The sequence below is a fragment of the Phycisphaeraceae bacterium genome (assembly GCA_019636675.1).
GTDB lineage: Bacteria > Planctomycetota > Phycisphaerae > Phycisphaerales > UBA1924 > JAHBXC01.
In genome coordinates this window covers 410,774-432,918 of record JAHBXC010000002.1, presented here as the reverse complement: position 1 = coordinate 432,918, position 22,145 = coordinate 410,774, and the positions used below count along the sequence as shown (strand labels likewise).

At 65.9% G+C, this 22,145-nt stretch carries 14 protein-coding genes; 9 read left to right on the top strand and 5 right to left on the bottom strand.

Going from position 1 to position 22,145, the window contains the following annotated elements:
• Window positions 1-445: 445 nt before the first annotated feature.
• From KF684_08430 to KF684_08420, 3 genes are all read right to left on the bottom strand, one after another.
• Window positions 446-1,327 (bottom strand): hypothetical protein, encoded by an 882-nt coding sequence (locus tag KF684_08430; protein ID MBX3352949.1) that lies wholly within the window; start codon window positions 1,325-1,327, stop codon window positions 446-448.
• A gap of 963 nt (window positions 1,328-2,290) precedes the next feature.
• Complete coding sequence (locus KF684_08425; GenBank protein ID MBX3352948.1) at window positions 2,291-3,022, bottom strand: hypothetical protein; 732 nt, start codon at window positions 3,020-3,022, stop codon at window positions 2,291-2,293.
• A 37-nt stretch (window positions 3,023-3,059) separates the two neighbouring features.
• Entirely contained in the window at window positions 3,060-3,497 is a 438-nt protein-coding gene (locus KF684_08420) for a hypothetical protein (GenBank protein ID MBX3352947.1), read from the bottom strand.
• A gap of 464 nt (window positions 3,498-3,961) precedes the next feature.
• On the opposite strand from KF684_08420, the gene KF684_08415 reads away from it, so the two are divergent.
• From KF684_08415 to KF684_08405, 3 genes are all read left to right on the top strand, one after another.
• Window positions 3,962-8,602: an ATP-binding protein gene (locus tag KF684_08415; GenBank protein ID MBX3352946.1), complete on the top strand. Its 4,641-nt coding sequence runs from the start codon at window positions 3,962-3,964 to the stop codon at window positions 8,600-8,602.
• 343 nt (window positions 8,603-8,945) lie between these two features.
• Window positions 8,946-9,890, top strand: a complete 945-nt coding sequence (locus tag KF684_08410) for a VOC family protein (GenBank protein ID MBX3352945.1) — start codon at window positions 8,946-8,948, stop codon at window positions 9,888-9,890.
• Complete coding sequence (locus tag KF684_08405; GenBank protein MBX3352944.1) at window positions 9,890-10,576, top strand: dienelactone hydrolase family protein; 687 nt, start codon at window positions 9,890-9,892, stop codon at window positions 10,574-10,576. Before KF684_08410 ends, KF684_08405 begins: the two co-directional genes overlap by 1 nt.
• Window positions 10,577-10,588: 12 nt before the next feature.
• Here the strand turns inward: KF684_08405 and KF684_08400 are convergent, their stop codons facing one another.
• Window positions 10,589-11,716, bottom strand: a complete 1,128-nt coding sequence (locus KF684_08400; protein ID MBX3352943.1) for a hypothetical protein — start codon at window positions 11,714-11,716, stop codon at window positions 10,589-10,591.
• 450 nt (window positions 11,717-12,166) lie between these two features.
• On the opposite strand from KF684_08400, the gene KF684_08395 reads away from it, so the two are divergent.
• On the top strand, window positions 12,167-14,026 hold the full coding sequence (locus KF684_08395; protein MBX3352942.1) for a hypothetical protein: 1,860 nt from the start codon (window positions 12,167-12,169) through the stop codon (window positions 14,024-14,026).
• Window positions 14,027-14,101: 75 nt separating this feature from the next.
• On the opposite strand, the gene KF684_08390 is transcribed toward KF684_08395, so the two are convergent.
• Entirely contained in the window at window positions 14,102-15,952 is a 1,851-nt protein-coding gene (locus tag KF684_08390) for an ABC-F family ATP-binding cassette domain-containing protein (GenBank protein ID MBX3352941.1), read from the bottom strand.
• 186 nt (window positions 15,953-16,138) lie between these two features.
• On the opposite strand from KF684_08390, the gene KF684_08385 reads away from it, so the two are divergent.
• The 5 genes from KF684_08385 (at window position 16,139) to KF684_08365 (ending at window position 22,124) form a co-directional block, all read left to right on the top strand.
• Window positions 16,139-16,714 carry a sigma-70 family RNA polymerase sigma factor gene (locus tag KF684_08385; GenBank protein MBX3352940.1) on the top strand — a complete coding sequence of 192 codons (576 nt, stop codon included), beginning with the start codon at window positions 16,139-16,141 and terminating at the stop codon, window positions 16,712-16,714.
• Window positions 16,711-19,377: a serine/threonine protein kinase gene (locus KF684_08380; GenBank protein ID MBX3352939.1), complete on the top strand. Its 2,667-nt coding sequence runs from the start codon at window positions 16,711-16,713 to the stop codon at window positions 19,375-19,377. The genes KF684_08385 and KF684_08380 overlap by 4 nt, the downstream gene beginning before the upstream one ends.
• Window positions 19,378-19,482: 105 nt before the next feature.
• Entirely contained in the window at window positions 19,483-20,424 is a 942-nt protein-coding gene (locus tag KF684_08375) for an acyl-CoA desaturase (protein MBX3352938.1), read from the top strand.
• 151 nt (window positions 20,425-20,575) lie between these two features.
• Entirely contained in the window at window positions 20,576-21,286 is a 711-nt protein-coding gene (locus tag KF684_08370) for a hypothetical protein (GenBank protein ID MBX3352937.1), read from the top strand.
• Window positions 21,287-21,365: 79 nt separating this feature from the next.
• Window positions 21,366-22,124 (top strand): FKBP-type peptidyl-prolyl cis-trans isomerase, encoded by a 759-nt coding sequence (locus tag KF684_08365; protein MBX3352936.1) that lies wholly within the window; start codon window positions 21,366-21,368, stop codon window positions 22,122-22,124.
• Window positions 22,125-22,145: the final 21 nt, after the last annotated feature.

The window sequence follows — 22,145 nt, the reverse complement described above, 5'->3', positions numbered from 1 at the left end:
TGGGCACGCGCCGGGCCGGTCGGCGCGCACCTCCGGATGCATGGGGCAGACATACAGCGTCATCGGACCGTCGGAATCCCGCCCAGGGTCCGCGTGCTTGCCGTGTGCGCCGTCGGGCCCGTTCGATCCAACGGCGCCTCGCGCGAACGGATTGGGGGGCGGTGTGTACGGCGCAGCGGCGCTCTCCGCGGACGCCGGGTGGCCCGGTGCAGGTCCGGGCACATCGCGGGTGTGCACGCAACCCGCGAGAGAAGCGAGCGAGAGCAACACCACAAAGGCGCCGCGACTCATGACGTTCCCTCCGAGGGCCCTGCGAGGGATCGAACTGATTTCATACGAGATCGCCGATTGTGTGTTTGAGGCATTGTCGCATCCTCGCGAGTCGTGTGTCAACATGCCGTTCTGTACTCTCCAACCATCCGAACAGGTTGTCCACAGCCCGTGCTCACCGGCGAGGCGCCGGGGACGCGCCCGGGATTGCCTTGCCCGATCCGCGCCAGGCCGCGTCGAGGGTCGCGATGTGCTTGGCAGGATGCGCGCGGACTTCGTCCTTGCACCCGGCGCAGCAGAACCGGAAGAGGCGTCCGGCGACAATAATCTCGGCCGGCTCGCCCATCGAACCGAGCTTGCTGTTGGCGACGATGCAGGTGTCGAGCGGGTAGTTCGGGCGCTGCGCGTCAGAGGCGGCCTTGTCGATCTTGGCGATGTGGGCAGCGGGATCCGCCTTGAACTCGCCGGCGCACATCTCGCAGCAGAGTCGCACAAGGCGGTTTCCGTAGACGAGGTTGACGGCGCCTGCGGCGAGGGGCTCGCCCGAGACAACGCATTCGGCAAGAGGGTAGAAGGGCGCTTGGTCGCGCACGATCCGCGGGTCGATCTTCGCGAAGTATCCGGCCTTGTCGGCGTCGAACTTGCCGACGCATCCGTCGCAGCAGAAGCGGACCTCGCGCCCGTCGTAGGTCTTCACGACCGGATCCCCCATCGAGCCGAGTTTGCCGCCTGAGACGGGGCATGTGTCGAGCGGGTAGGGGTCGCTCCATCCGACGGCGGCCGGAGCGACCGCGTGCTCGCGACCGGGCTCACGCTTGGCGAGCGCCAGGGCCACGAACTCATCCTTCCGTGGGCCGTCCCACGCGAGGAACTCCTTGCCGCATCCTGGGCAACAGAGGCCGATGGTCCTGCCCTTGTACTCGACGGTTCCCGCCGAAGCGACGATCGTCTCTTTGCCGATCGGGCACATGGCGTTGACGGGGTCACCTGCGAATGCGGCCGACGAAACGAGACCAAGAAGGGCGAGCGGGAAACGACGCGACATAAACCTGGGCATGAACATGTCCTTATCAAGTACGGGGGTGCGTCAACGGGTCTGCGCGCGCCGAGCAGCAAGCGCGAACGACCGCGGTGATGTCAATGCACTGGGAATGTGAGTGGGGATCGTCGGCGGCGAACGCGGAATACGCGACGGGGCGCGCGTGGGCCAAGTGAACCGTGACCCTCCGCGCAGAGTGTCCCTGCGTATCGGGCGCTCTAGGTTCGCCAGACGCTCAGGAACGCCAAGGCATCGTTCTTGGTCCGTAACGCCGTGAAGATCACGAGCACCGCGGGGCGCACGGCCGCCAGACCCGCCCGCAGATCGAACTCACCGAAATTCTCGTTGGAATCTCGTGGAAGTGTCGCGGGCGCCTTGTGCTCACCGCGGCTGGGGAGCGGGGCCATCGGAGCCCGCTGGCGTTCTGGAGCCTGTCCGATGCCGCAAACACACTCCGCTGCACCTGTGCAGCATTCGTGCTGACGATCGCGCGGGCTGTCGCATGGCGCGGCAGGCTGAAGCGTTGCGCAGTGGTCCGATGCAGTCGCGACGACAACAGCCGACTCGCAGCACGAACGCCCCGGCGTCCATGTGCGACCCAATCCCGCCAGGGCGGGCGAGAGCAGGGTCAAGATCACGATCAGTCTGAGGATCATGAAGACGGTCCGATGTCGGATCAACGCACGATAGCGCGATTGTGTTCCGTGAGCGTCCGATATCACGGTTGAGATGTTCCGTGCACTCACCACCGGATTCCGTGATCCCGAGTCCGGTGGTCGCTCTCTTGCGTCCTCCATTGCGTCCTGACGAGGGCCCGAGACGCAGTGGACTGGCCCCCCACTCACCCGGGCGACCCGCCTTCCCGACCCTCTGAAGGCGGTTTCTGAGCATCTGACGGCCGGTTTTGTTCGGTATCCTTTCGACTGTCGATCCGGTGGTTGCCAGAACTGCGTCGGGCGATACCCACATGAATTGGGGGAGTCACGCCGCGGTTGTCGCTCGATCGATTGCCAGCCGCTCCAAGCTCGGTCGAGTGCGCAGCATCTTCTCCCGAAACGCGTGCTGCTCCCCATAGGGCCACTTGGCGAACTCGTCTTTCGCCGCGAAGAACCTGGCTTCGGCGGCTCCCATTTCGTGGCGGCTGCAGCGTGCTCCCTCTCGCTCATCGAAATAGACGCCCGTCTTGTGCATCGCGTACGCCGAAGGCAAGTCGCTGAACCCTTCCGCGAGTTGCCTCGCCATCGCCTTGAAGACGCGATTGAACTCGGCTGATCGCTTCCGCTTCGGTTTCTCGTATTCCAGCTCTTCGTTCGTGGCTTCATCGAGCGCGGCGAACTCATCGCCCGGGAGCTCGACTTCGTCGCCGGCCTCATCTTCTGCGGGCTTTTCCTGCCGGTAGCGATCCCGATGGCTGCCGAAACGCCATCCTCTATCGAGCCACTCCGCGATCTCGGCGGGTATCACATCAAACGGTACGAGCATGCTGTTGGCGTAGGTCGACGCGTAGAAGACGCCGCGGTCGATGTCCCAAACGATGCCGCGGAGCGCCAGGCCCTCGGGCTCGGGGCAGGTGTCAATCTCGGCGCTGAAAACCCGAAGCCCGTCGTACGGTGGAAAGGGCAGGGAGACGCTCCTCGTCAGGGTGATGCCACGGTCGTTGTCGCGCATCGGCGGTGAGAATGTCAGATGCAGATCGATCTCGACCGTGAACATGCTCGTCTCCGCGCCGCCTCGCGTGCTCCAACGCTTGTCAAGCCTTGGTGGCAGCCTCGAAGATTAGATCGAGGGACGAGCCGAAGAGAGCGCTGCCGACGATCGATCCGTTGACATTGGGTCCGACAGAGATGACTCGCAGCCCGTGCGCGTCTTCGGGCTCCATCACCCCGAAGAGCTCGCCGGGCTGGTGCAGGAAGAAGTCGCCCGAGAGGGCATCGCAGTGCGGGCAGATGTTGGCATAGTACTGATGCCCGACCGACCTCGAGAACACCTTGCGGTAGACAGCGATCTGCGCACGGACGGCGTCGAGAAGCGCCTCTGGCATCGATTCGATGTGGGTCGAGAAGCAGGCGTGGCCCTCGGGATCGCTCCCTGCGATCGCCGCGACCTCGAATGCGCCACCGCACCGGTAGCAGCGAGTTACCCCGATCACGATGTGAAAGGGTGGACCGATGGATTCCTCGTCATGCATGCTTTGCACCTCCGTCTCGCCATCCTACCACCGGCCTCACCGTTGCTGCAAGAGTTTCGATGTCCATGGACCGCGCCGTCATGGCAGCGTCGGACACCACGCCTCTCGGCATGTCACGGTTTGTCCCGATCTGCTTGCGAGTGACGAATCAGCGTGTATACTGCATCGCGCACCGATTGGGGCAGGTCGGGCCATACCGCGACAATCTCTGTCAGTTGATGATGCGATTTCTGTGTGACGGTTTGTGCGTCACAACCACCTGAGAGATCGCCAGTTGCGATTTCCCCAGCGTTCGATTCCCCCCGGCTCCACTTTTCTGTTCGGCGTGATGCCTTCGATCAAGTACACGCCCAAGACGACCAGAGCCGCTTCTGGCCAGATTCAGGGCCATGCGGAACTCAGCGGCAGTGTGCCATCAGTCAGCACACGCGCGTCAGGCTGCTCCGCAGGATAGAGTATTACATATGCCTTCTAGAGGTGGGGCGGCTGGCAAAGCCGGCGATCAGTACGAAGCCTTGTGGACAGTCGATGCCGCGCTGCGCGTGATCGAAGGTTACGCCGAGCATGTAACTTACGAATCGCTCGCCCCAGAGCAGTCCCGCGGAGTCGAGTTCAAGGTCGAGACTGCGACGAGGAAAGTCGAGTTTTGGTCGTTGAAACGCCAGACGACGAGTGCTGCGGGCTGGACGCTCGCGACACTGACGCGCCGCGACGAGCACGGAAGATCAATCCTCGGCGATCTGGCAGCGCATGTTGACCGTGACGCTCGCTATGTTGGCGTGTTTGCGTCAACACTCGGCGCGGCGAATCTGGAAGAGATGCGATCGGTCGCTGCAACCGCAGACTCACTGCAACAGCGGCTCGACCAGTCAGCGGAACTCAAGGCCCAGCACGACAAGTACCTCCTCCCTCTGTTCCGCGGTGACCGCGAATGTACACGACAATTTTTGACGCGTCTTCAGATCCGCACCGCAGACGAGACATCGCTGCGAACGCAGATCGAATCGAGAATCGCGCTCTTGTTCTATCCGGAGATCGGCGGCTCGGTTGACGCGAGACACATCCGCAGACTTCTGGCCGAGTACCTGATCGACCAGATGCACCAGCAGATTGATCGGAAGATGCTTCTTGATCACCTGGCAACGCATGGGCTCCGCCGCAGAGATTGGAAGGTCGACCCCACCATCCGGGAGAAGGTCGACGCACTATGCGATGCGTACACGCGCCCGCTTTGCGACCAACTGATCGGTGGAACATTGCAGAAGTTGCCCGGAGCCGACAAACTACTCGGTCCTGACGACCTCCCTGTAGCCTGGCGCACACTGATCTCAGGCGGAGCCGGTGCCGGGAAGAGCAGCGAGTTGGCATGTGTCATCGAGCGTCTTCGGGCGGCTGGCGTCCCGGTGTTGCCTGTCCGAATGGATAGCATCCACGAAAGCATCCTCACACCGCAACGGCTCGGCGAGGAACTTTCCCTCCCCGCATCGCCTGCAGCAGTGCTTGCCGGCCTGGCCGACGGCGGACATTGCGTGCTGGTCATTGATCAACTCGACGCCGTGAGCCTCGCATCCGGCCGCCGAGCAGATGTTTGGTCACTCTTCGAACGGATATTGGTCGAGGCCGACGGGTATCCAAACCTTCGGGTGATTGTCGCGTGCCGAGCATTCGACCTTGAACACGATCACCGGATGCGTTCGCTCAAGGCCGAGACTTCGACCTTTGAAGTCGTCACTATCCAATCGTTTCCGACTGAGACAGTGGACGAGATCTTGGATGAGCGAAAGGTTCACCCCAAGTTGAGGCCCGTGCTGATCGTCCCGCTGCACCTCGCCATGTTCCTGTCGCTCGAGCACGGCGAGAGCGAGCGCCTCGAAACGCGAGACCAGCTGTTCGCGGCGTTTTGGACGGAGAAACAGCAACAATGCACACAGCGGCTGGGCCGAAGTTGCAATCTTGCCGCTGTCGTAGATTGGCTCACTCAATGGCTCAGCGACCAGCAGGAGCTTTCAGCGCCAGCGAGCATGCTCCCTGATGAGTTCCGCCCGGACGCAGACGCATTGGCCTCCGAGAATGTCCTCGTGCTGGCCGATGGCCGCTACCGCTTTTTCCACGAGACATTCTTCGATTACGCTTTCGCTCGCCGCTTTGTGCAGAAGGGCGGAAGTCTTCTCAATCTGCTGCTGAGCAGCGAGCAACACCTGTTCCGCCGCGCTCAAGTTCGTCAAGTGCTCTCCTTCCTGAGATCAACTGATTCTGCGCGATACGGGACGGAGCTTCGGTCTGTCCTCACCGAGACTCGGGTTCGATTCCACATCAAGCGTGTCGTGTTGCAGTTCATATCGACCACGCCAGACCCGACGCACGCGGAATGGACTGTGCTGCGTGAACTTGAAGCCGCTAATCCAGACTTGCTGCATCATGTGAACCGCGTCATTTCGAACCATGTTGGTTGGTTCGACAGGCTCGATGAGGTCGGTTTCCTGGAGTCGGGGCTGTCCAGCCGCGGGTCGCAAAGGGGAGAGCGGGTCGTCTGGCTCTGCGCGATGCCGGAGGTGCTTAAGCATCGATCGACTCGCGTGGCAGCGCTGTTGCGGCAGTACCGGTGTAACGACGAGGCATGGACACACTACCTTCGGTACATCTGCCGGGGTGGCGATGTTTTCCACAGCCGCGAGATCTTCAACCTGTTCCTGTCCCTCATCCGCGATGGTACACTTGATGACACACGCCCCGGGGTCGCGGTAAACGACAACTGGTGGAGCACGCTGTATTCAATGTGCGATAAGGCACCGACGATGGCCGCCGAGGCGATCGCCGCCTGGGTTGACCGAAAGCTTCAGGTGTGGCAGCAGACGCATGCGGCACCGATTCCGTCTGGCCTGGGTACGGAGTGCCGCGAGAGCGAGGTCAGAAGGACCAACATCAGGGAATCCGAATCGAGAACATCTCTGTCGCAGCACTTTGACCAAGATGGTGACGACCACGGAGTCATCGTGAAGACTGCAACTGGGTCGCCGATGGCCTTCGTGGAGCAACTCCTGCCACGCGTCGCAGAAATCGTGTCGACGCACTCGAAACCCTGCCGTGACCATCTCGATTCTGATCCGCTCTGGTGCTTCCGTTCATACGGTGACGACGCGCACCAAGTCCATGTTTCCCTCTTGACATGTTTAGCCCGTGCGCTTGAGGCACTGGCTGTTTCGGCGCCAGATGATTTGGATCGGATGTTCAGTCCGTACATGACGCGCTCCAATGACACTATCGCTTACCTTGTCCTCCGCGCGTGGTCAGCGGCGTCAGCAAGATACGCGGATCGCTTAGCGCGATATCTGGTTGAGGATCCTCGTCGGCTGAAAGTCGGGTACGCCTCTTGGGGAGCAGGAGCGGGTATGGCCTCCGACTACCGATCGATTGAGGCTGTTCGGGCGGCGTCTCAGGCCTGCTCGCAGGAAGCATTTTCGAGCTTGGAGAGCACCATCGTAGATCTTCGGGACGAGTGGGAGTCGCGCAATCCTCCGCTGCGAGGACTGCGGCAATTGCAGCTCTTGGCAGCCATGGACCAGAGCCGGCTGGGAGCAGTCGGCCGTGCGAAACTCGCCGAGCTACGGGCCAAGTTCCCGGATGCCACATATGAGCGTCCCAGACCGAGCAAGTTCGTGTGCGTCGGATCGCCGGTCCCCGCCGAAGCGATGGAAAAGATGACGGACGATCAGTGGCTCTCGGCGATGGCGAAGTACGCTGGCGTTGAGCACCGCCGTGACAGAGACATCGAAGCCTCGGGCGGTGAACGCCAACTAGCGCAGTCATTAGAGTCGATGACAAAGGCCCAACCCAAACGCTTCGCGGCACTCACACAGCGAATGTCTGTGGGCCTCCCGGCGAGCTACTTCGACGCGATCCTCCAAGGCCTTGCCGCGACCGAATCATCCGTCGAAGCGAGCGGCAACGGCGTGACTCTGTCGGATGCCGTCTCGCTTATAGTTCGGATCCACGCGCTGCCAGGTCGGCCGTGCGGTCGTTCAATCACCCACCTCGTCGAAAAGTGGACCCAACTCGGTTGGCCCGAATCTATTGTCGACATCGTCGCGTGGTATGCGACAGAAGACCCCGATCCGAGCGAAGAGGCGTGGCGTAAGCCCACGCCCAGCGGCCAGGTCTACTACGGCGGCGATCCAGACATGGCTGGCTTGAATTCGACGCGTGGTATCGCGGCCTATGCGATTTCGGCGTTGCTGTTCGCCACCCACCCACCCACCGATGTTCTCATCAAGGCGATTGACCGACTCGCCCACGATCCATCGATTGCAGTGCGTGCGCAAGCCGTTCGCGCTTTGCTCGCATTGCTCAGCAAACGACCGGACCTCGCTATCCCGTGGTTTGTCGAGTGCATCAGCCTTGACGCAGTGCTCCTTAAGACTCCTTTGGTTGAGCACTTCGTGCATTACGCGGGCCATCGCGACTACGCGGCGCTCAGACCTATTATTCAAAACATGATAGCGAGTGATGACGCGAAGACGGTCAAGGTGGGTTCGAAGTTATGCTGCTTGCTCGCCTTAAACATCGACATGGCAAAGGAGGATGCAGCACAAGTCCGCATAGGAACGCCGGCGATGCGCGAGGCTTCGGCAACGATCTACGCGACGAACATTGCCAATAAAGAGGTAGGCGCATCGTGTCGCGAACTCCTGCTGCCGTTCTTTGCCGACCCTTCAGACAATGTCCGAGCAAAGGCCGCAACCGCGTTCCGTCGCATCGCCGAGCTTGCAACCAGAAAACAAGCAGATCTGTTGGGGGCGTTTCTCGACTCCAATCCTAGTGCCACGGCTCTCGAGCCTGTAATCCATGCGCTCGAAGACTCTCCCGTCCGTCTTCCGGACCTCGTTTGCCGCTTGGCCGAAGCAGGTGTCGAGCAGTTCAAGACCAATGCCGGCGATATTCGCACGCGCGGAGCGATGGTAGCGAGCGACCTTTCGAAGATTGTGATCCGACTTTATACGCAATCGGATGATGATGCGCTCAAAACCCGGTGCCTGAACACTATCGACACGATGGAGCATGCCAACTTCTACGGGTTATCCGACGAACTTGGACGAGTTGAGCGATAGCGCAGCATCGGTAGGCTGATCGGGAGTGTAAACATTTCTGTAGCAGTATCGTGGATTTGTCTGGTGGTCGCGGCGACACTGGCCGGCGCGATCTCCGGCAACGCCGGCGGCTCCTCCCCCGGCGCCACGAACCCACACGCCAACTTCACGCTCTGACCCGCGGCGCGTGGCGCCGGCTTGAGCACGAATCGAGCGCACCCCTTTCTCGGGCCGCTGATCGAAGCTTCCCGGAGCGCGCAAGAGCGCCTTCGGCGCAACTACGGCCCGCTGTTCACAGATTGCGCGGCGTCGGAGGGCGCTACGCTCCGAGAGGCGGGTGAGCCCGCCGTCTGGAGCACGCCCTATGCCCACCGAGATCACCGGCATCCATCATGTCACCGCCCTCGCCAAGCACCCCAAGGCGAACCTCGACTTCTACACGCGCGTGCTCGGGCTGCGCTTCATCAAGAAGACCGTCAACTTCGACGACCCCTTCACCTACCACCTCTACTACGCCGATTCGCTCGGGCGGCCGGGGACGGTGCTGACCCACTTCCCCCACCCGATGGCGTCTCGTGCCCGCCACGGGTCTTCCGAGATCACAGACACGGCCCTCGCCGTCCCGCGCGGCGCCATGGGCTTCTGGAGCGAGCGGCTCGCCCTCGCAAACATCGCGAGCGAGCGAGACACGTTCACCGGGCGCGACGCGCTGCGTTTCGAAGACCCCGACGGCATGCGCTTCGCCCTCCTCGAAGACGACAGCCCGACGGGCGCGCCGGGCCACGAGTCCCACGGCGTCGACGCCGCGCACGCGATCACCGGCGTCGAACGCGCGGTCATCCGCGTCCCCGACGCGCGCCAGACCATCGCCTTCCTCGAGAGCGCCCTAGGCTTCGGCGTCGCGCGAACCGATGGGAACTCGCACCTGCTGCACATCGGCGAAGGGCGTCCGGGCCAGCGCCTCGAAGTGGTTCACGACCCGACAACACCCCACTTCCCCATGGGGGCCGGCACGGTGCACCACGTCGCGTGGCGCGTGCCCGACGACGACGCGCAGCTCCGTGTGCAGGACGCGATCATGCGCGCACGCGTCGGCGTCACCGAGATCAAGAACCGGCTCTATTTCCGCTCGATCTACTTCCGCGTGCCCGGCGGGGTGATCTTCGAGGTCGCCACCGACGGGCCCGGCTTCGATGTCGACGAGCCGATGGACGCGCTGGGGACCTCGCTCCGCGTCCCCCCCATGCACGAACACCTGCGCACCGAGATCGAACGCCACCTCATCCCCCTCGACACGACGGATACCTGATGGGCGCGATCGACACATCGCGCGTGCCGGGCCCGCACGCTGGCTGCGAGATCCTCTCCAGCGGCGCCCCGCTCGAGAACGCCCGCGGCGCGGTCGTCTTCCTGCATGGCCGCGGCGGCGAGGCGCGCACGATGCTCTCGCTCGCCGGGCCGCTCGGGCTGAGCGACTTCGACGGGCTCGCCGCGCTGGCGCCGCAGGCGATCGGCAACTCGTGGTACCCGTCGTCGTTCCTCGCGCCGATCGAGCAGAACCGTGCGCACCTCGAGTCGTCGCACGCGGTCATCTCGACGATTCTCGACGCGCTCGCCTCACGGGGCCTTGACGCGTCGCGCGTCGTGCTCGCGGGATTCTCGCAGGGCGCGTGCCTGGCCTCGCACCACGCGGCGACGCACCCCCGTCGATACGGGGGCGTCTGCGCGATGACCGGCGGGCTGATCGGGCCTCCGGGGACGCGGTACGAACTCGGCGGCTCGCTGGCCGGCACGCCGGTGTTCCTGGGCGCGAGCGATCCGGACTCGCATGTGCCGTGGTCGCGCATCGAGGAGACCGCGCGTGTCATGGAGTCGCTGGGAGCGGGCGTGCGTCTCGAGCGCTACCCCGACACGCCGCACACGATCTTGCGAGATCACCTGCGCGCGGTGCGCGACATGCTCGACGGCGCCTACGGCGACGGCTCGGGCCGATGATGGGGTTGCTGCTCACACGCCCGGTGTCGGCGGCGCATCAAAGGCCATCACGCTCTGGAAGCCCGGCACCGGGTACGCCATCCGGAGGCGATACACGCGGAACCCGTCGGGGGCATGGCCGATCTGACCGAACACGCGCCGGACCATCTCGTCGTAGCGTGGGATCTCGGGAACGCCGAAGCGATCCGCGCGGGTTCCGAGCGCGTCGACGCGCTCGGGGAACTCGATGCGATCGATGTCGCGTAGTGGGTCGTTGGGATCGGCGGGCCCGCGTGTGCCGGGCTTGTAGAACTTGAGGAGGGGATCTGCGCCGGGGAAGACGCTCTCGTGCAGGATCGCGTCGCAGATCAGGGTCTTCGCCGGGATGTCGGTGAAGACGACGATGCCGCCGCGCGGGCGCTTGGGCGTCGCGTAGCGAAGCGGGCCGAGCGCGTCGTGGCTGACAGCGAGCATGTCGACGACGGCGCGCTTGCCCAGCGAGCGTCCCGCCAGCCGGTGCACGAGCTGGCCGCCCGCGACATGGCTCTCCAGGTCCGCCGGCGCGTGCGTGTAGAACTCCTCGAGCCCGACCGGGCTGCGCGAGAGGTCGTGCTCCTCGTCCGGTCCCTGGAAAGGCGGTCCGAAGGTGAAGTACGCCTGCGCGTCGGGCCGGAGCCGGCGCATGCCGATCGCGCCCTGGATCGTCGTCACCGACAATCGGGAGTCGTCCCTGGGAGAGGGCGTGAAGATCATCGAGGTCAGCCAGGTATCCGCTTCGACGCCCAGCACCTGTCGCATGCCCTTGAAGATGTGGTACCGGCTCGCGTGCTCGAACTGGCGCTGCAGGCCCTCGTTGTGCGGGCTGATCGCGGCGTTCAGGGCGCCTCGCGTGCCGAAGTCCGCGCGGATCAGCTGCGAGAAGTCCTCGATCGCCTGGTTCGCGTCCTCGAGGATGTCGTCGCGAACGCCCAGGCGCCCGGCGGCCTGCATCACAACCCGCAGGGATTCGGGTCCGGGAACCCGGTGCAGCACCTCGTACGCGTCCTCGCACGCCAGCGCGTTCTGCAGCCGGCTCGCGATCACGCGGTTGATGCCAAGCCGCCTCGACAGTGGCGTGGGCCCCAGCGGCGCGCCGGGGATCGAGTCCATCAATCGGCGCATCGCCCGGGATAACCCCTCGGCGACGGGCCGAATCCGGGCGTCCATCCGATCGCTTGCGTGAGGAGCCCGGGTTGACAGCGAGGTGGATTCGAGCATGCGGTGAGCAGTGTACGAATAGGTAGTATAGCAAACCACGAGAAACTGTGCCGTAAATACTTGCAGCTTTCGAGAGTTTCTCCTTCGGCGCGTCAGGCCATGCGGGTTGGGGAAGCGCTTTCGGGCCTGGGACAACAACACGACCGGATGATTCCCGGCGGGTCGCGCACGCCAGGACGCGTCCATGATGGCCCACGCCCAGCGTTCGGGTCTGTGCCGAACGCCTCCGACCCCAGTCCCGGGTTGGGCGCCCTCGCGCCACTTTCCCCTTGTGTTGGGGCTTCGCTACTGCCATACTGGGCCCAGTTCCGGCGACTCTCGTTCGCCGGCGTCATCAGCAAGGAGAGGGACCCGATGCTCAGATCTGCCGCTTGTCTCGCCGCCGTTGGCGGCCTGGCGATGTGTTTGCCGAACCCCGCCAGCGCCACGGTCACCCAGTCGGCGTGGATTTCGTCGACGCAGTTCGTCTACCGCATCGAGTACGTCCCGGACTTCGATCAGCGCCGCAACACGCTGCCCTCGAACGGGAGCAACTACTGCGTGCCGACCTCCTTCCTGAACTGGGGCGGGTACGTGGCCAGACGCGGGTTCCCCAACCAGCTGCCCGGGTCTCCGCCCTGGAACTACACCACGATTTCGCTCAACCTGTTCCTGCTCGGCGCCGCCATGCAGACCGATCCGGACGGCGGCACGGGGCCCGCCACCGCCACCCCGGCAGCGAATTCGTTCTTCGGAGGTCGCGCGTTCGTGGTCGTCACGACCGGCAACAATTCGAATGGCTACCCGCGCCTGAACAACTTGGCCGCCCAGGCGGTCAACGGCGCGCTCGTCGTGCCGCGCGTCGGCTGGTACAACGAATCGAACTTCCCCATCATCAACCGCACCGGCGGCCACGCGGTCTCGCTCGTGCGTGCGCAGCGCGCCGGCTCGTCGCAGATCTTCGGCATCCGCGACCCTGCGTGGGAGAGCGTGCAGAACCTGTCGACGCAGTCCGCGTTCGCGACCAACAACTACGCGGTCGAGGACCGGCTGGTCTTCCCCGACGGATCCGGCCTCCCGCTCCTGATGGCGCGCATCACGGGGTACGGCGGCAACAGTCAGGGCTATCTCTACGGGTCATACTACATTTACCCCCTCGTCGTCTTCGGTCCGGTGAACTTCGGCTTCCGCATCACGGGCCTGAACTTCAGCAACCTGCTCGGGCGCGCAGAGACCCAGGACATCCCCAGCGCCAACGGGGGCGAGGTCGTGCGCGTCTTCACCGGGCTCGATGTCAACGATGTCTTCTACGTCGCGCGCAACCCCGGGCAGTCGACCGCGACGCTGTTCCGCTACGACCGCGCCGCGGAAACGCACTCCGAGATCGCCGGGATGCGCGCACCGGGAGACGCCGTCGCCGCGTCACGCCACCAGTTCATCTACCTCGCGAGCGGCAACAACTTCATCAAGATCGACCCCTACAACCCCGCCACGCCGGTCGGGAACTTCTTCCTGACGGGCGGCGCCAGCGTCTTCGCCTACGACGACAACACCGACGAACTGGTGGGCCTGCGCGTGCCCACGAGGCAGATCGTGCGCATCCCCGGGTCCTTCGCGCCGGGCTCGACCGCGACCTTCGCGTCCATCCCGACCCCGGTTCCGGTCGGCGCCGGAGGCAACATCGATGTGCGCTTCGGCGACGGCAGCGTGCTCATCGCTACACCTGCCAGTTCGTCCGCCTTCATCCTGACGCCGCTCGCCGGCGCGGGGTTCGGCTCCACCGAGATCCAGATCCCCGGCAACACGATGCCGATCACCGGGGGCAACTTCACCGACGATGGCCTTATCCTCGTCGCCGGGGGCGTGCTGCGCAGCTTCAAGCTCGACGAGAACAACCGCTACATCTTCGATCCCGACTCGCCCTTCGATGGCGTGGCGACCACCGGCGTGCCGACCATGCCGCGCTCGCGGCTCGACATCGACTACACGAAGATCGGCGATCCAAGCAACGCCGACATCCTCCCCACCGACTTCAGCGGCATGACGGTCGACTTCACCTGCCCGGCGGACGTGAACGCCGACGGGCTCGTCAACTTCGCCGACCTCAACATCGTGCTGACTTCCTTCGGCCAGTCGGGCGCCAACATCCCCGGCGACACGAACGGCGACGGCGTGATCAACTTCATCGACCTCAACGCGGTCCTCACCGCCTTCGGGGCCGACGACTGCCTCTGAGCGTCCCGGATCGCTTCTCGACACGATGGTCTACAGGGGCCGGCGAGCGATCGCCGGCCCTTTTTCTGTCGCCGCTCACGCGCGCTTGGCTTCCAGCTCTTCCCATCGCGCGTACAGCGCCGCGACGCGCGACTGCGCCTCGTCCAGCGCGGCGCACGCCGCTTCCATCTTCTCGCGGCTCGCCAGGATCGCGGGCTCCGCGAGTCGCGCCTCGGCCTTCGCGGCCTCGGCCTCTGCCTGTGCGATGCGCTGCTCGATCGAGTCGTACTCGCGCTGCTCGTTGTACGAGAGCTTCTTCTTCGTCGGCGCGGCGCGCTGCGGGGCGGCCGGCGCGCGGGACGGCTCGGCGATCGCCCTGGTTGCCTGCTCTCGTGCCGCCTGCGCCGCGAGCGCCTGCTCCAGTGTGGCAAAGATCCCCGACCCGCCCTCCCCGTCGAGTGCGACGATGTCGGTGGCGAGGCGGTCCAGCATCGCGCGGTCGTGGGTGACGAGGATGATCGCGCCGGGGAAGTCCTCGAGGGCCTCCTCGAGGGTTTCGAGCGTGGGGATGTCGAGGTCGTTGGTCGGCTCATCGAGCACGAGCACATCCGCGGGTTCGAGCATGATGCGCGCGATGTGGATGCGCGCGAGCTCGCCCCCGCTGAGCGTCTTGACCGGCTGGGCGAGCTGTTCGTCGCGGAAGAGGAACCGGCGAGACCACGCGGTGATGTGCATCGGCAACCCGCGGAAATAGACGCGGTCGCTGTCGGGGCTCAGCGCGTCGCGAAGCAGCGTCTCGGGCGCGAACTCGCGCCGGTGCTGGCTGAACACCGCGACCTTCGGCGCCGGCTCGCAGCGAGTCACGGCGCCCGTGTCGGGCGCCAGCTCCCCGGTCAGCACGCGGATGAGGGTCGTCTTCCCGCTCCCGTTGGGGCCGAGCAGGCCAAGACAGTCGCCCACGCCCAGCGTGAGATCCACGTCGCGGAAGAGCGTGCGCCCACCGAGCGCCTTCGACACGCCTTTCGCCACGATGAGCTTCTTCGTGCGCCGGTCCGTCGAGTTGAAGTCAACCTTTGCCGCGGCGCCGGCGGCGACCTGGTTGCGCGTGCGCAGTTCCGAGAGCTCGTCGATGCGCTCATAACTCGCGTTGATCCGCCCCTTCGCTTTCGTCCCGCGCGCCTTGGGCCCGCGAGAGAGCCACGCCAGGTCCTGGCGCACCTGATTCGCGAGGGTCTGCTGCGCCTTGGCCTGCCCGTCGAGGAAATCGCTCTTGCGGCGGAGGAACTCGGTGTAGTTGCCTTCCGCGCTGAAGGTGCCCTGCGGGTACGCCGCGCTGAGCTCGACAATCCGCGTCGCGACTCGCTCGAGGAACGCGCGGTCGTGCGTCACGAACACCGAGGCGAAGCCCTGCGTGCCCCCGGCGGGGCGCATGAGCAGGTCTTCGAGCCAGCGGATCCCGTCGAGGTCGAGGTGGTTCGTCGGCTCGTCGAGCAGGAGCACGTCGGGCTCCCCCCCGCTCGCGCCCAGCGCGCAGGCGATCGAGAGGCGTTTGCGCCACCCGCCCGAGAGCGCGCCCGCCTTGGCGCTCGCGTGCTTCTCGTCGAAGGAGAGCCGGTCGAGGATCATGTCGGCGAGCACTTCCGCCTCGTGGCGCTCGTGCGCGCCCCCCGAGCGCAGCGACGCTCCGATCACCGCCTCGCGGGCCGGCTGGTCGTCGGGGAACAGGTCCTGCTGCGGCACGTACACCGCGCGGACGCCCTTCGCAACGACGATCGAGCCCTCGTCGGGCGTGTCCTGCCCGGCGAGCAGCTTGAGCAGGGTGCTCTTGCCTGCGCCGTTGGGGCCGATGAGCCCGACCCGGTCGCCCTGGGCGACGGAAAGCGACACCCCGTGGAACAGGGTTCGCAGGCCGTGGGTCTTCGCGATCTCGCGGGCAGAGAGCAGCACGGGGAGAGGGTATGCCGCGCATATCCCGTGGAATCACCGGGCGCGTGGTCGCCCCGCGTCGCCTGTCTCTGTGATCCGTATCGACGGCCGGCGGCCAGTCCGGGATGGTTATTCCGGGGCCAGACTCTCAGAGATTCCGTTATGATGGAACGCGTCACCTCACGAAGCCCAGGCGCTCAGCCCACTATGAAACAGCAGGAAGCGACGCGGTTGCTGAATAGAGCTTCCGAGGGAGAGATCGCCGCGGCGGCGGACCTGCTCCCGCTTGTCTACGCCGAACTGCACAGCCTCGCGGAGGCGTTCTTCCGGCGCGAGCGCCAAGAGCACACGCTGCAGCCCACGGCGCTCGTCCACGAGGCGTATCTGCGCCTGGTGGACCAGACCTCCATCGAGTGGAAGAGCCGCAACCAATTCTTCGTGATCGCGGCCAAGGCGATGCGCAACATCCTCGTCGACCACGCGCGCTCGCGCGGGCGCCTGAAGCGAGGCGGCGACTGGCGCGAGGTCACCCTCGACGCGGTCGAAGCCGATCTGGGCGGGACAGAAACGGACCCCATCGACTTGATCGCGGTTAGCGAGGCCCTCGACCGTCTGTCGCGCCTCGACGAGCGCAAGGCACGCCTCGTGGAGCTGCGGTTCTTCGCAGGGCTGAACGAGGCCGACGCGGCGGAACTCATGGGGATCGCGCGCAGCACGGCGTCGGAGGAGTGGCGCATGGCCCGTGCGTGGCTGCATAACGAGCTGAAGGGCGAGAACCGTTGAACACACCAGAGCGCTTCAAACGCGTCGAGGAGGTGTTTCTGGCCGCCAGCCGGCTGCGCGGCCCCGAGCGGGAGGCGTACCTCGATGAGCGCTGCGCCGGGGACGACTCGCTCCGCTCAGAAGTGGCGGCGCTCCTGCGCGAGGACGACGCGACCCGGGGCGTGCTCGACCGCGCGATCGTCGGCGCGCCGGACCTCGACGCGCTCGAGCGCGGCGTCGCGGAGGCGCCGATGCCGGAGCGGGTCGGTCGCTACCGGCTGCTGCGTTGCCTCGGTCGCGGCGGGATGGGGACGGTGTACGAAGCGGAGCAGGACGAGCCACGCCGGCGGGTGGCGCTCAAGGTGCTGCGCCCCGGAGCGATCTCGGAGGGGACCCTCCGTCGCTTCCGCTACGAGATCGAAGCGCTGGGGCGCCTCACCGATCCGGGCATCGCGCGGATCTTCGACGCGGGCATGTCGGACCACGCCGGCGTATCGCAGCCCTACTTCACGATGGAGCTCGTCGAGGGGCTCCCGCTGCTGGAGTACGCGACGAACCGATCGTTGACGACGCGCGATCGACTCGCGCTGCTCGCGCGGATCTGTGACGCGGTCCACCACGCGCACCAGCACGGGGTGATTCATCGCGACCTCAAGCCCGCCAACATCCTGGTCGAGGAGTCCGGCCAGCCGAAGATCCTCGACTTCGGCGTCGCTCGCGCGATCGAGTCGCCCGCGGACACCCCGACCTACCGGACCGAATCGGGGCTGCTCGTCGGCACGCTGCCCTACATGAGCCCCGAGCAGGCGGGGGGCGAGACCGATGCGATCGACACGCGCAGCGATGTGTACTCGCTGGGGGTCGTCGCGTACGAGCTGCTCACCGGTCGGCTGCCCTACGAGGTTCGTTCGCGCGCGATCAACGAGGCGGTTCGCGTGATCCGTGAGGTGGACCCCACCTCGCTGAGCACGAACGACCGTTCGCTGCGCGGCGATGTCGAAACGATCGTCGGCAAGGCGCTGGAGAAGGATCGGTCGCGTCGGTATCAATCGGCCTCGGAGTTCGGGGTGGACCTGCGCCGGTATCTGGCGAACGAGCCGATCCTGGCGCGCCGCCCGAGCGCGACCTACCAGCTCTCGAAGTTCGCGAAGCGCAACAAGCCGCTGGTGGCCGGCGTCGGCGCGGCGTTCGCGGTGCTGGTCGCGTCGCTGGCGGTGATCACCGGGCTTCTGCTGCGCACGCTGAACGCGGAGCGAATCGCGGTGCGAGACCGCAACGAGGCGGCTCTGCAGGCGTCGATCGCCGAGGAGATCAACGCGTTCCTCGTCGACGACCTCATCGCCGCGGTCAGCCCGGAGCGCACGCAGGACCGCTCGGTCACCCTGCTCGACCTGCTGCGTGCGGCGGGCGACAGGATGGAGCAACGGGATTTCGAGCACCCGGCGGTGGAGGCGGAGCTGCGTCACACCATCGCGCGGACCTATTTCGATGTCGGAGAACACGCGGTCGCGCTGCCCTTCGCGGAGCGCGCGGTGGAGCTGGGCGTCGTCGCGTTCGGGGAAGCCGACGAGCGCACGCTGCGGATGCGCAACACGCTCGGTCACCTCCATCGCGCCGCGGGGCGGTACGCGGAGGCGGCGCCGCAGTATGAGCGGGTGCTGGAGCTGCGTCGGCGGAACCCGTCGGCGGAGCCGGGGCTGATCGTGGTGGCGATGACGAACATCGCTTCGCTGCGACGCGAGCAGGGTTTGCTGTCGGAATCGCTCGTGCTGCACGAAGAGGCGTACGCGCTCGCGATGCGTGAGTTGTCTCCCGGAGACGGCAACCTGCTGACCGCGATGAGCACGCTCGCCGGCGTGTATCGGGAGGTGGGCCGGCTCGACGACGCGGCATCGCTCTACGAGTCTGAGATCCGACAGACGGAGCAGATCTACGGACCCGATCACCCCCGGCTGTTTCGGGCGATGAACGCGCTCGCGATCGTGTACGGATTGCTGCACCGGGACGACGAGGCCGACGCGATGTACCTGAGGGTGCTCGAGGGGCAGCGCCGCGTGCTGGGGCCGGATCACCCGCACACGCTGGTCTCGCAATCGAACCTGGCGTCGCTCCGGAACAACCAGCGACGCTTCGCCGAGGCGCGCGACCTGCTCGTCGACTGTCTCGAGCGTTCGCGCCGGATACTGGGGGAAGATCACCCCGGCACGATCCTCGCCTCGTTCAATCTCGCGAAATCGCACCGGGGGTTGGACGAGAAGCGCGAGGCGAGGGCGCTGTTCGAAGAGACGCACAGCGCTGCTGCGCGGGTGTACGGCCCGTCGCACATGCGCACGCTGGTCATCATGAACGAGCTGATCCGGTGCCGGGTGGCGATGGGAGACGGCGAGGGGCTGATCGCGCAGTCCGGCGAGCAGATCGAGTTGGCGCGCGGGTCGCTCCCCGAGAACCACCCGTTTTTGGGAATGTTCCTCGAGACCCACGGGGGGGCTCTCGAGCTGGCGGGCATGACGGGCGAGGCGATCGAGGCGTATCGCGAATGCGCCGCGATCCTCGACGGGCCGAACGCAGGGCCCTACGCGCCCTCGCGAGAGGTGGCGCTTCGCTCCATCGATCGGCTGGAATCGGCGCGGCCGACGACGGGCGCAAACGGCGTCGGGTCGGCCTCCGGATCCCCCGCGCCCTGAAACAAAGCGAGCGACTCTGGCGTATCATCCACGCTGAACCGAGCGCCGTTCCTCCGGTCATGCGGAAGTGATCCGTCGGCGCCCAAGTGTACGATGTAGGTGCCCGTGAACGACGCCGCCTCCGCTCTCCATACCGACATCCCGACCGCTCCCCATGCCCCGCGCAAGGCGCCGCTCGCGACGCGGATCATGTATCTGCTCGCGGTGATCCTGCCCTTCGCTGGTCTGTTGACGGCGATCGGGCTGCTGTGGCCCCTGGGATTCAACTGGACGCACCTTGTCCTGCTGCTGGTGATGTATGTCCTCACCGGGCTTGGCGTCACGGTGGGTTACCACCGGCTGTTCACGCATAAGTCCTTTGAGACCGGGCGCGTGATGACGTTCATCATCGGCGTGCTCGGCTCGATGGCCGCCGAAGGGCCGATCATCACCTGGGTCGCCACCCATCGCCAGCATCACCAGCACAGCGATGATGAGGAAGACCCGCACTCGCCCCACGCGCACGGCGGCACGTTCTTCGGGCTGCTCCGCGGCGCGTGGCACGCGCATATGGGCTGGCTGTTCCGTGGTCGCGTCGTCGATGAGTCCCGCTACGCCCCCGACCTCATGAAAGACGGGCTCGTCCGGTTCCTGAGCAAGACCTTCCCGATTTGGGTTGCGCTGGGGCTGATCATCCCGGCCGCGCTTGGCGGGCTGCTCACCATGAGCTGGTTCGGCGTTCTGCTCGGGCTCCTGTGGGGCGGGTTCGTGCGCATCTTCCTGGTGCACCATGTCACCTGGAGCGTGAACTCGATCTGCCACATCTGGGGGCGCCAGCGCTTCCAGAGCCACGACGAGAGCCGCAACAACTTTCTTTGCGCAATCCTCGCGTTCGGCGAGGGCTGGCACAACAACCACCACGCCTTCCCCGCCTCGGCCCGGCACGGGCTGAGCTGGTGGGAGATCGACACCAGCTACCTGGTGATCAAGGCCATGAAGGCGGTCGGGCTGGCGCGGAACATCCGCACCCCCTCGCCCGAGCGCATCGCGGCCAAGGCGATCGGCTGAGTCGCCCGGTGAGCCCGGCGTCTGAGACGGGCCGGCCCGGACGACCCACGCTGGACTCTTCCCCCGGATTCTGCAATCCTTGGCGCCGACGGAGGGGATGCCCCCCGGGCACGGGGCTCGGGGGCTATCGCCGGGAAAGGAATCGCGATCTATGGGTGTCGATGCGTATGTGATGCCGCTGTGGCGTTTTCGCGCCGGAGATGTGTCCACGGCGATGCAGCGCCTCTTCGGGGAAAAGGCCGGGGTCATCACCCCGGACGGGCGCGCGGTGCAGATCGGCGAGGGCAAGCCCATCGATAAGCTCGAAGAGCGCCGGTGTCGGCTCTGGGTCGAGCGGATGAAGCGTGAGGTCGCGCGGGCCCGCCCCGGGTCGACGATCGACTGGAACGACGACGGCCCGACCCAGTACGCCGAGCAGGCCAACGGGGTGCTCACGCTGGCGACCTACGCGATGGCTATCCAGTACGAGGACGTGCTCGGGCCGGTGACCATCCCCGAGAATCAGCACCCCTACGCCCACCCTGCGTGGCGGGCGTTCAGCCAGAACCCACGACCGATTCGGCACCGGAATCTCATCACGCTGCGGGTCGATGTCGGGTATCTGCTTCCCTGCGAGTTCGACCTCCCGGTGAAGGTGGACCCGAGAGTCGTGAACGGGAGGGAGATGTACAGTCTGGCGAGCAGCGCACCGGCGGTGCTCCGCGATGTCCGGGCCCTGCGCGAGGAGCTGGGCATCCCGGCCGGGTACAAGGGGGAGGCACACGGCTGGCCGCAAGGCGCCATCTGCTGGACCCTGCACGAGATGGAGCGGATGCTGACCCTGAGCGAAGAGCACGGGCTGCCGGTGATCCTGTGGGGCTGAGGAGTTGCAGGCGAACCACCCGGGAACCGGTGATACACTTCGCGTCCAGAACGACCCGCCTCCCAGCAGGAACTCGCCGATGCCATCCATGGTTGCGCCGTTGCGCTCTCGTCCCTCCCGCTCCACGCTCTTCGTCACGGGCGCGATCGCGCTGTTCGCGCTGACGCCCCTCGTGGCGATCGGTCAGATGGGTCGGGCCCCGGCCGCGACGCCGGCCGAATCCGGATACAGCATCGGGTACGACCTGGGTCGCGATGTCGCGGAGCGCCTCGCGTCCGACGGCGTCTCGACGGATATCGAGGCGCTCATCAAGGGCTTCGGCGACGGGCTCAAGAACGCGAACCCGTCCATCGATCCCGCGAAGATGGAAACCGTGCTGACCGCCCTGCACCACGAGGTCGCCGAGCGCGGCGCGCGGGCCCGCTTGGCCAGCGACCCGGTCTTCGCAGCCCTCGCGCGCCACAACGAGGAAGTCGGCTCGTCGTTCCGGCAGTCCTTCGCCAAGCGCGAAGGCGCCACGACGCTGCCCACCGGCGTGATCTTCTCGGTTGTGCGCCCCGGTGAAGGGCCCGAAGCGACCAACGCCAGGACGGTCGTCGTCAACTTCGTCAGCATGCTGCCCAGCGGGCACGAGGTCGCGCGAGGGCGCGGCACGGAGTTCCGCCTCGACACCATGCTGCCCGGCGTGCAGGAGTTTGTGCGCAAAATGCGCGTCGGCGAGCGCGTGTATGTCGCGGTCCCCCCCGATCGCGCGTACGGGCTGGCCGGTCGCGACCCGGACATCGGCCCCAACGAGACGGTCGTGGTCGATCTCGAGCTTGTCTCCGTCAAGAACTGAACAGGCGGAGCACCACTTCTC

What these genes read in the sequence shown, in the direction of transcription:
- KF684_08385 (MBX3352940.1), top strand. Translation starts at nt 16,139, where the DNA reads ATGAAACAGCAGGAAGCGACGCGGTTGCTGAATAGAGCTTCCGAGGGA.
- KF684_08415 (MBX3352946.1), top strand. Translation starts at nt 3,962, where the DNA reads ATGCCTTCTAGAGGTGGGGCGGCTGGCAAAGCCGGCGATCAGTACGAA.
- KF684_08370 (MBX3352937.1), top strand. Translation starts at nt 20,576, where the DNA reads ATGGGTGTCGATGCGTATGTGATGCCGCTGTGGCGTTTTCGCGCCGGA.
- KF684_08430 (MBX3352949.1), bottom strand. Translation starts at nt 1,327, where the DNA reads ATGCCCAGGTTTATGTCGCGTCGTTTCCCGCTCGCCCTTCTTGGTCTC.
- KF684_08365 (MBX3352936.1), top strand. Translation starts at nt 21,366, where the DNA reads ATGCCATCCATGGTTGCGCCGTTGCGCTCTCGTCCCTCCCGCTCCACG.
- KF684_08400 (MBX3352943.1), bottom strand. Translation starts at nt 11,716, where the DNA reads ATGCGCCGATTGATGGACTCGATCCCCGGCGCGCCGCTGGGGCCCACG.
- KF684_08405 (MBX3352944.1), top strand. Translation starts at nt 9,890, where the DNA reads ATGGGCGCGATCGACACATCGCGCGTGCCGGGCCCGCACGCTGGCTGC.
- KF684_08425 (MBX3352948.1), bottom strand. Translation starts at nt 3,022, where the DNA reads ATGTTCACGGTCGAGATCGATCTGCATCTGACATTCTCACCGCCGATG.
- KF684_08420 (MBX3352947.1), bottom strand. Translation starts at nt 3,497, where the DNA reads ATGCATGACGAGGAATCCATCGGTCCACCCTTTCACATCGTGATCGGG.
- KF684_08395 (MBX3352942.1), top strand. Translation starts at nt 12,167, where the DNA reads ATGCTCAGATCTGCCGCTTGTCTCGCCGCCGTTGGCGGCCTGGCGATG.
- KF684_08410 (MBX3352945.1), top strand. Translation starts at nt 8,946, where the DNA reads ATGCCCACCGAGATCACCGGCATCCATCATGTCACCGCCCTCGCCAAG.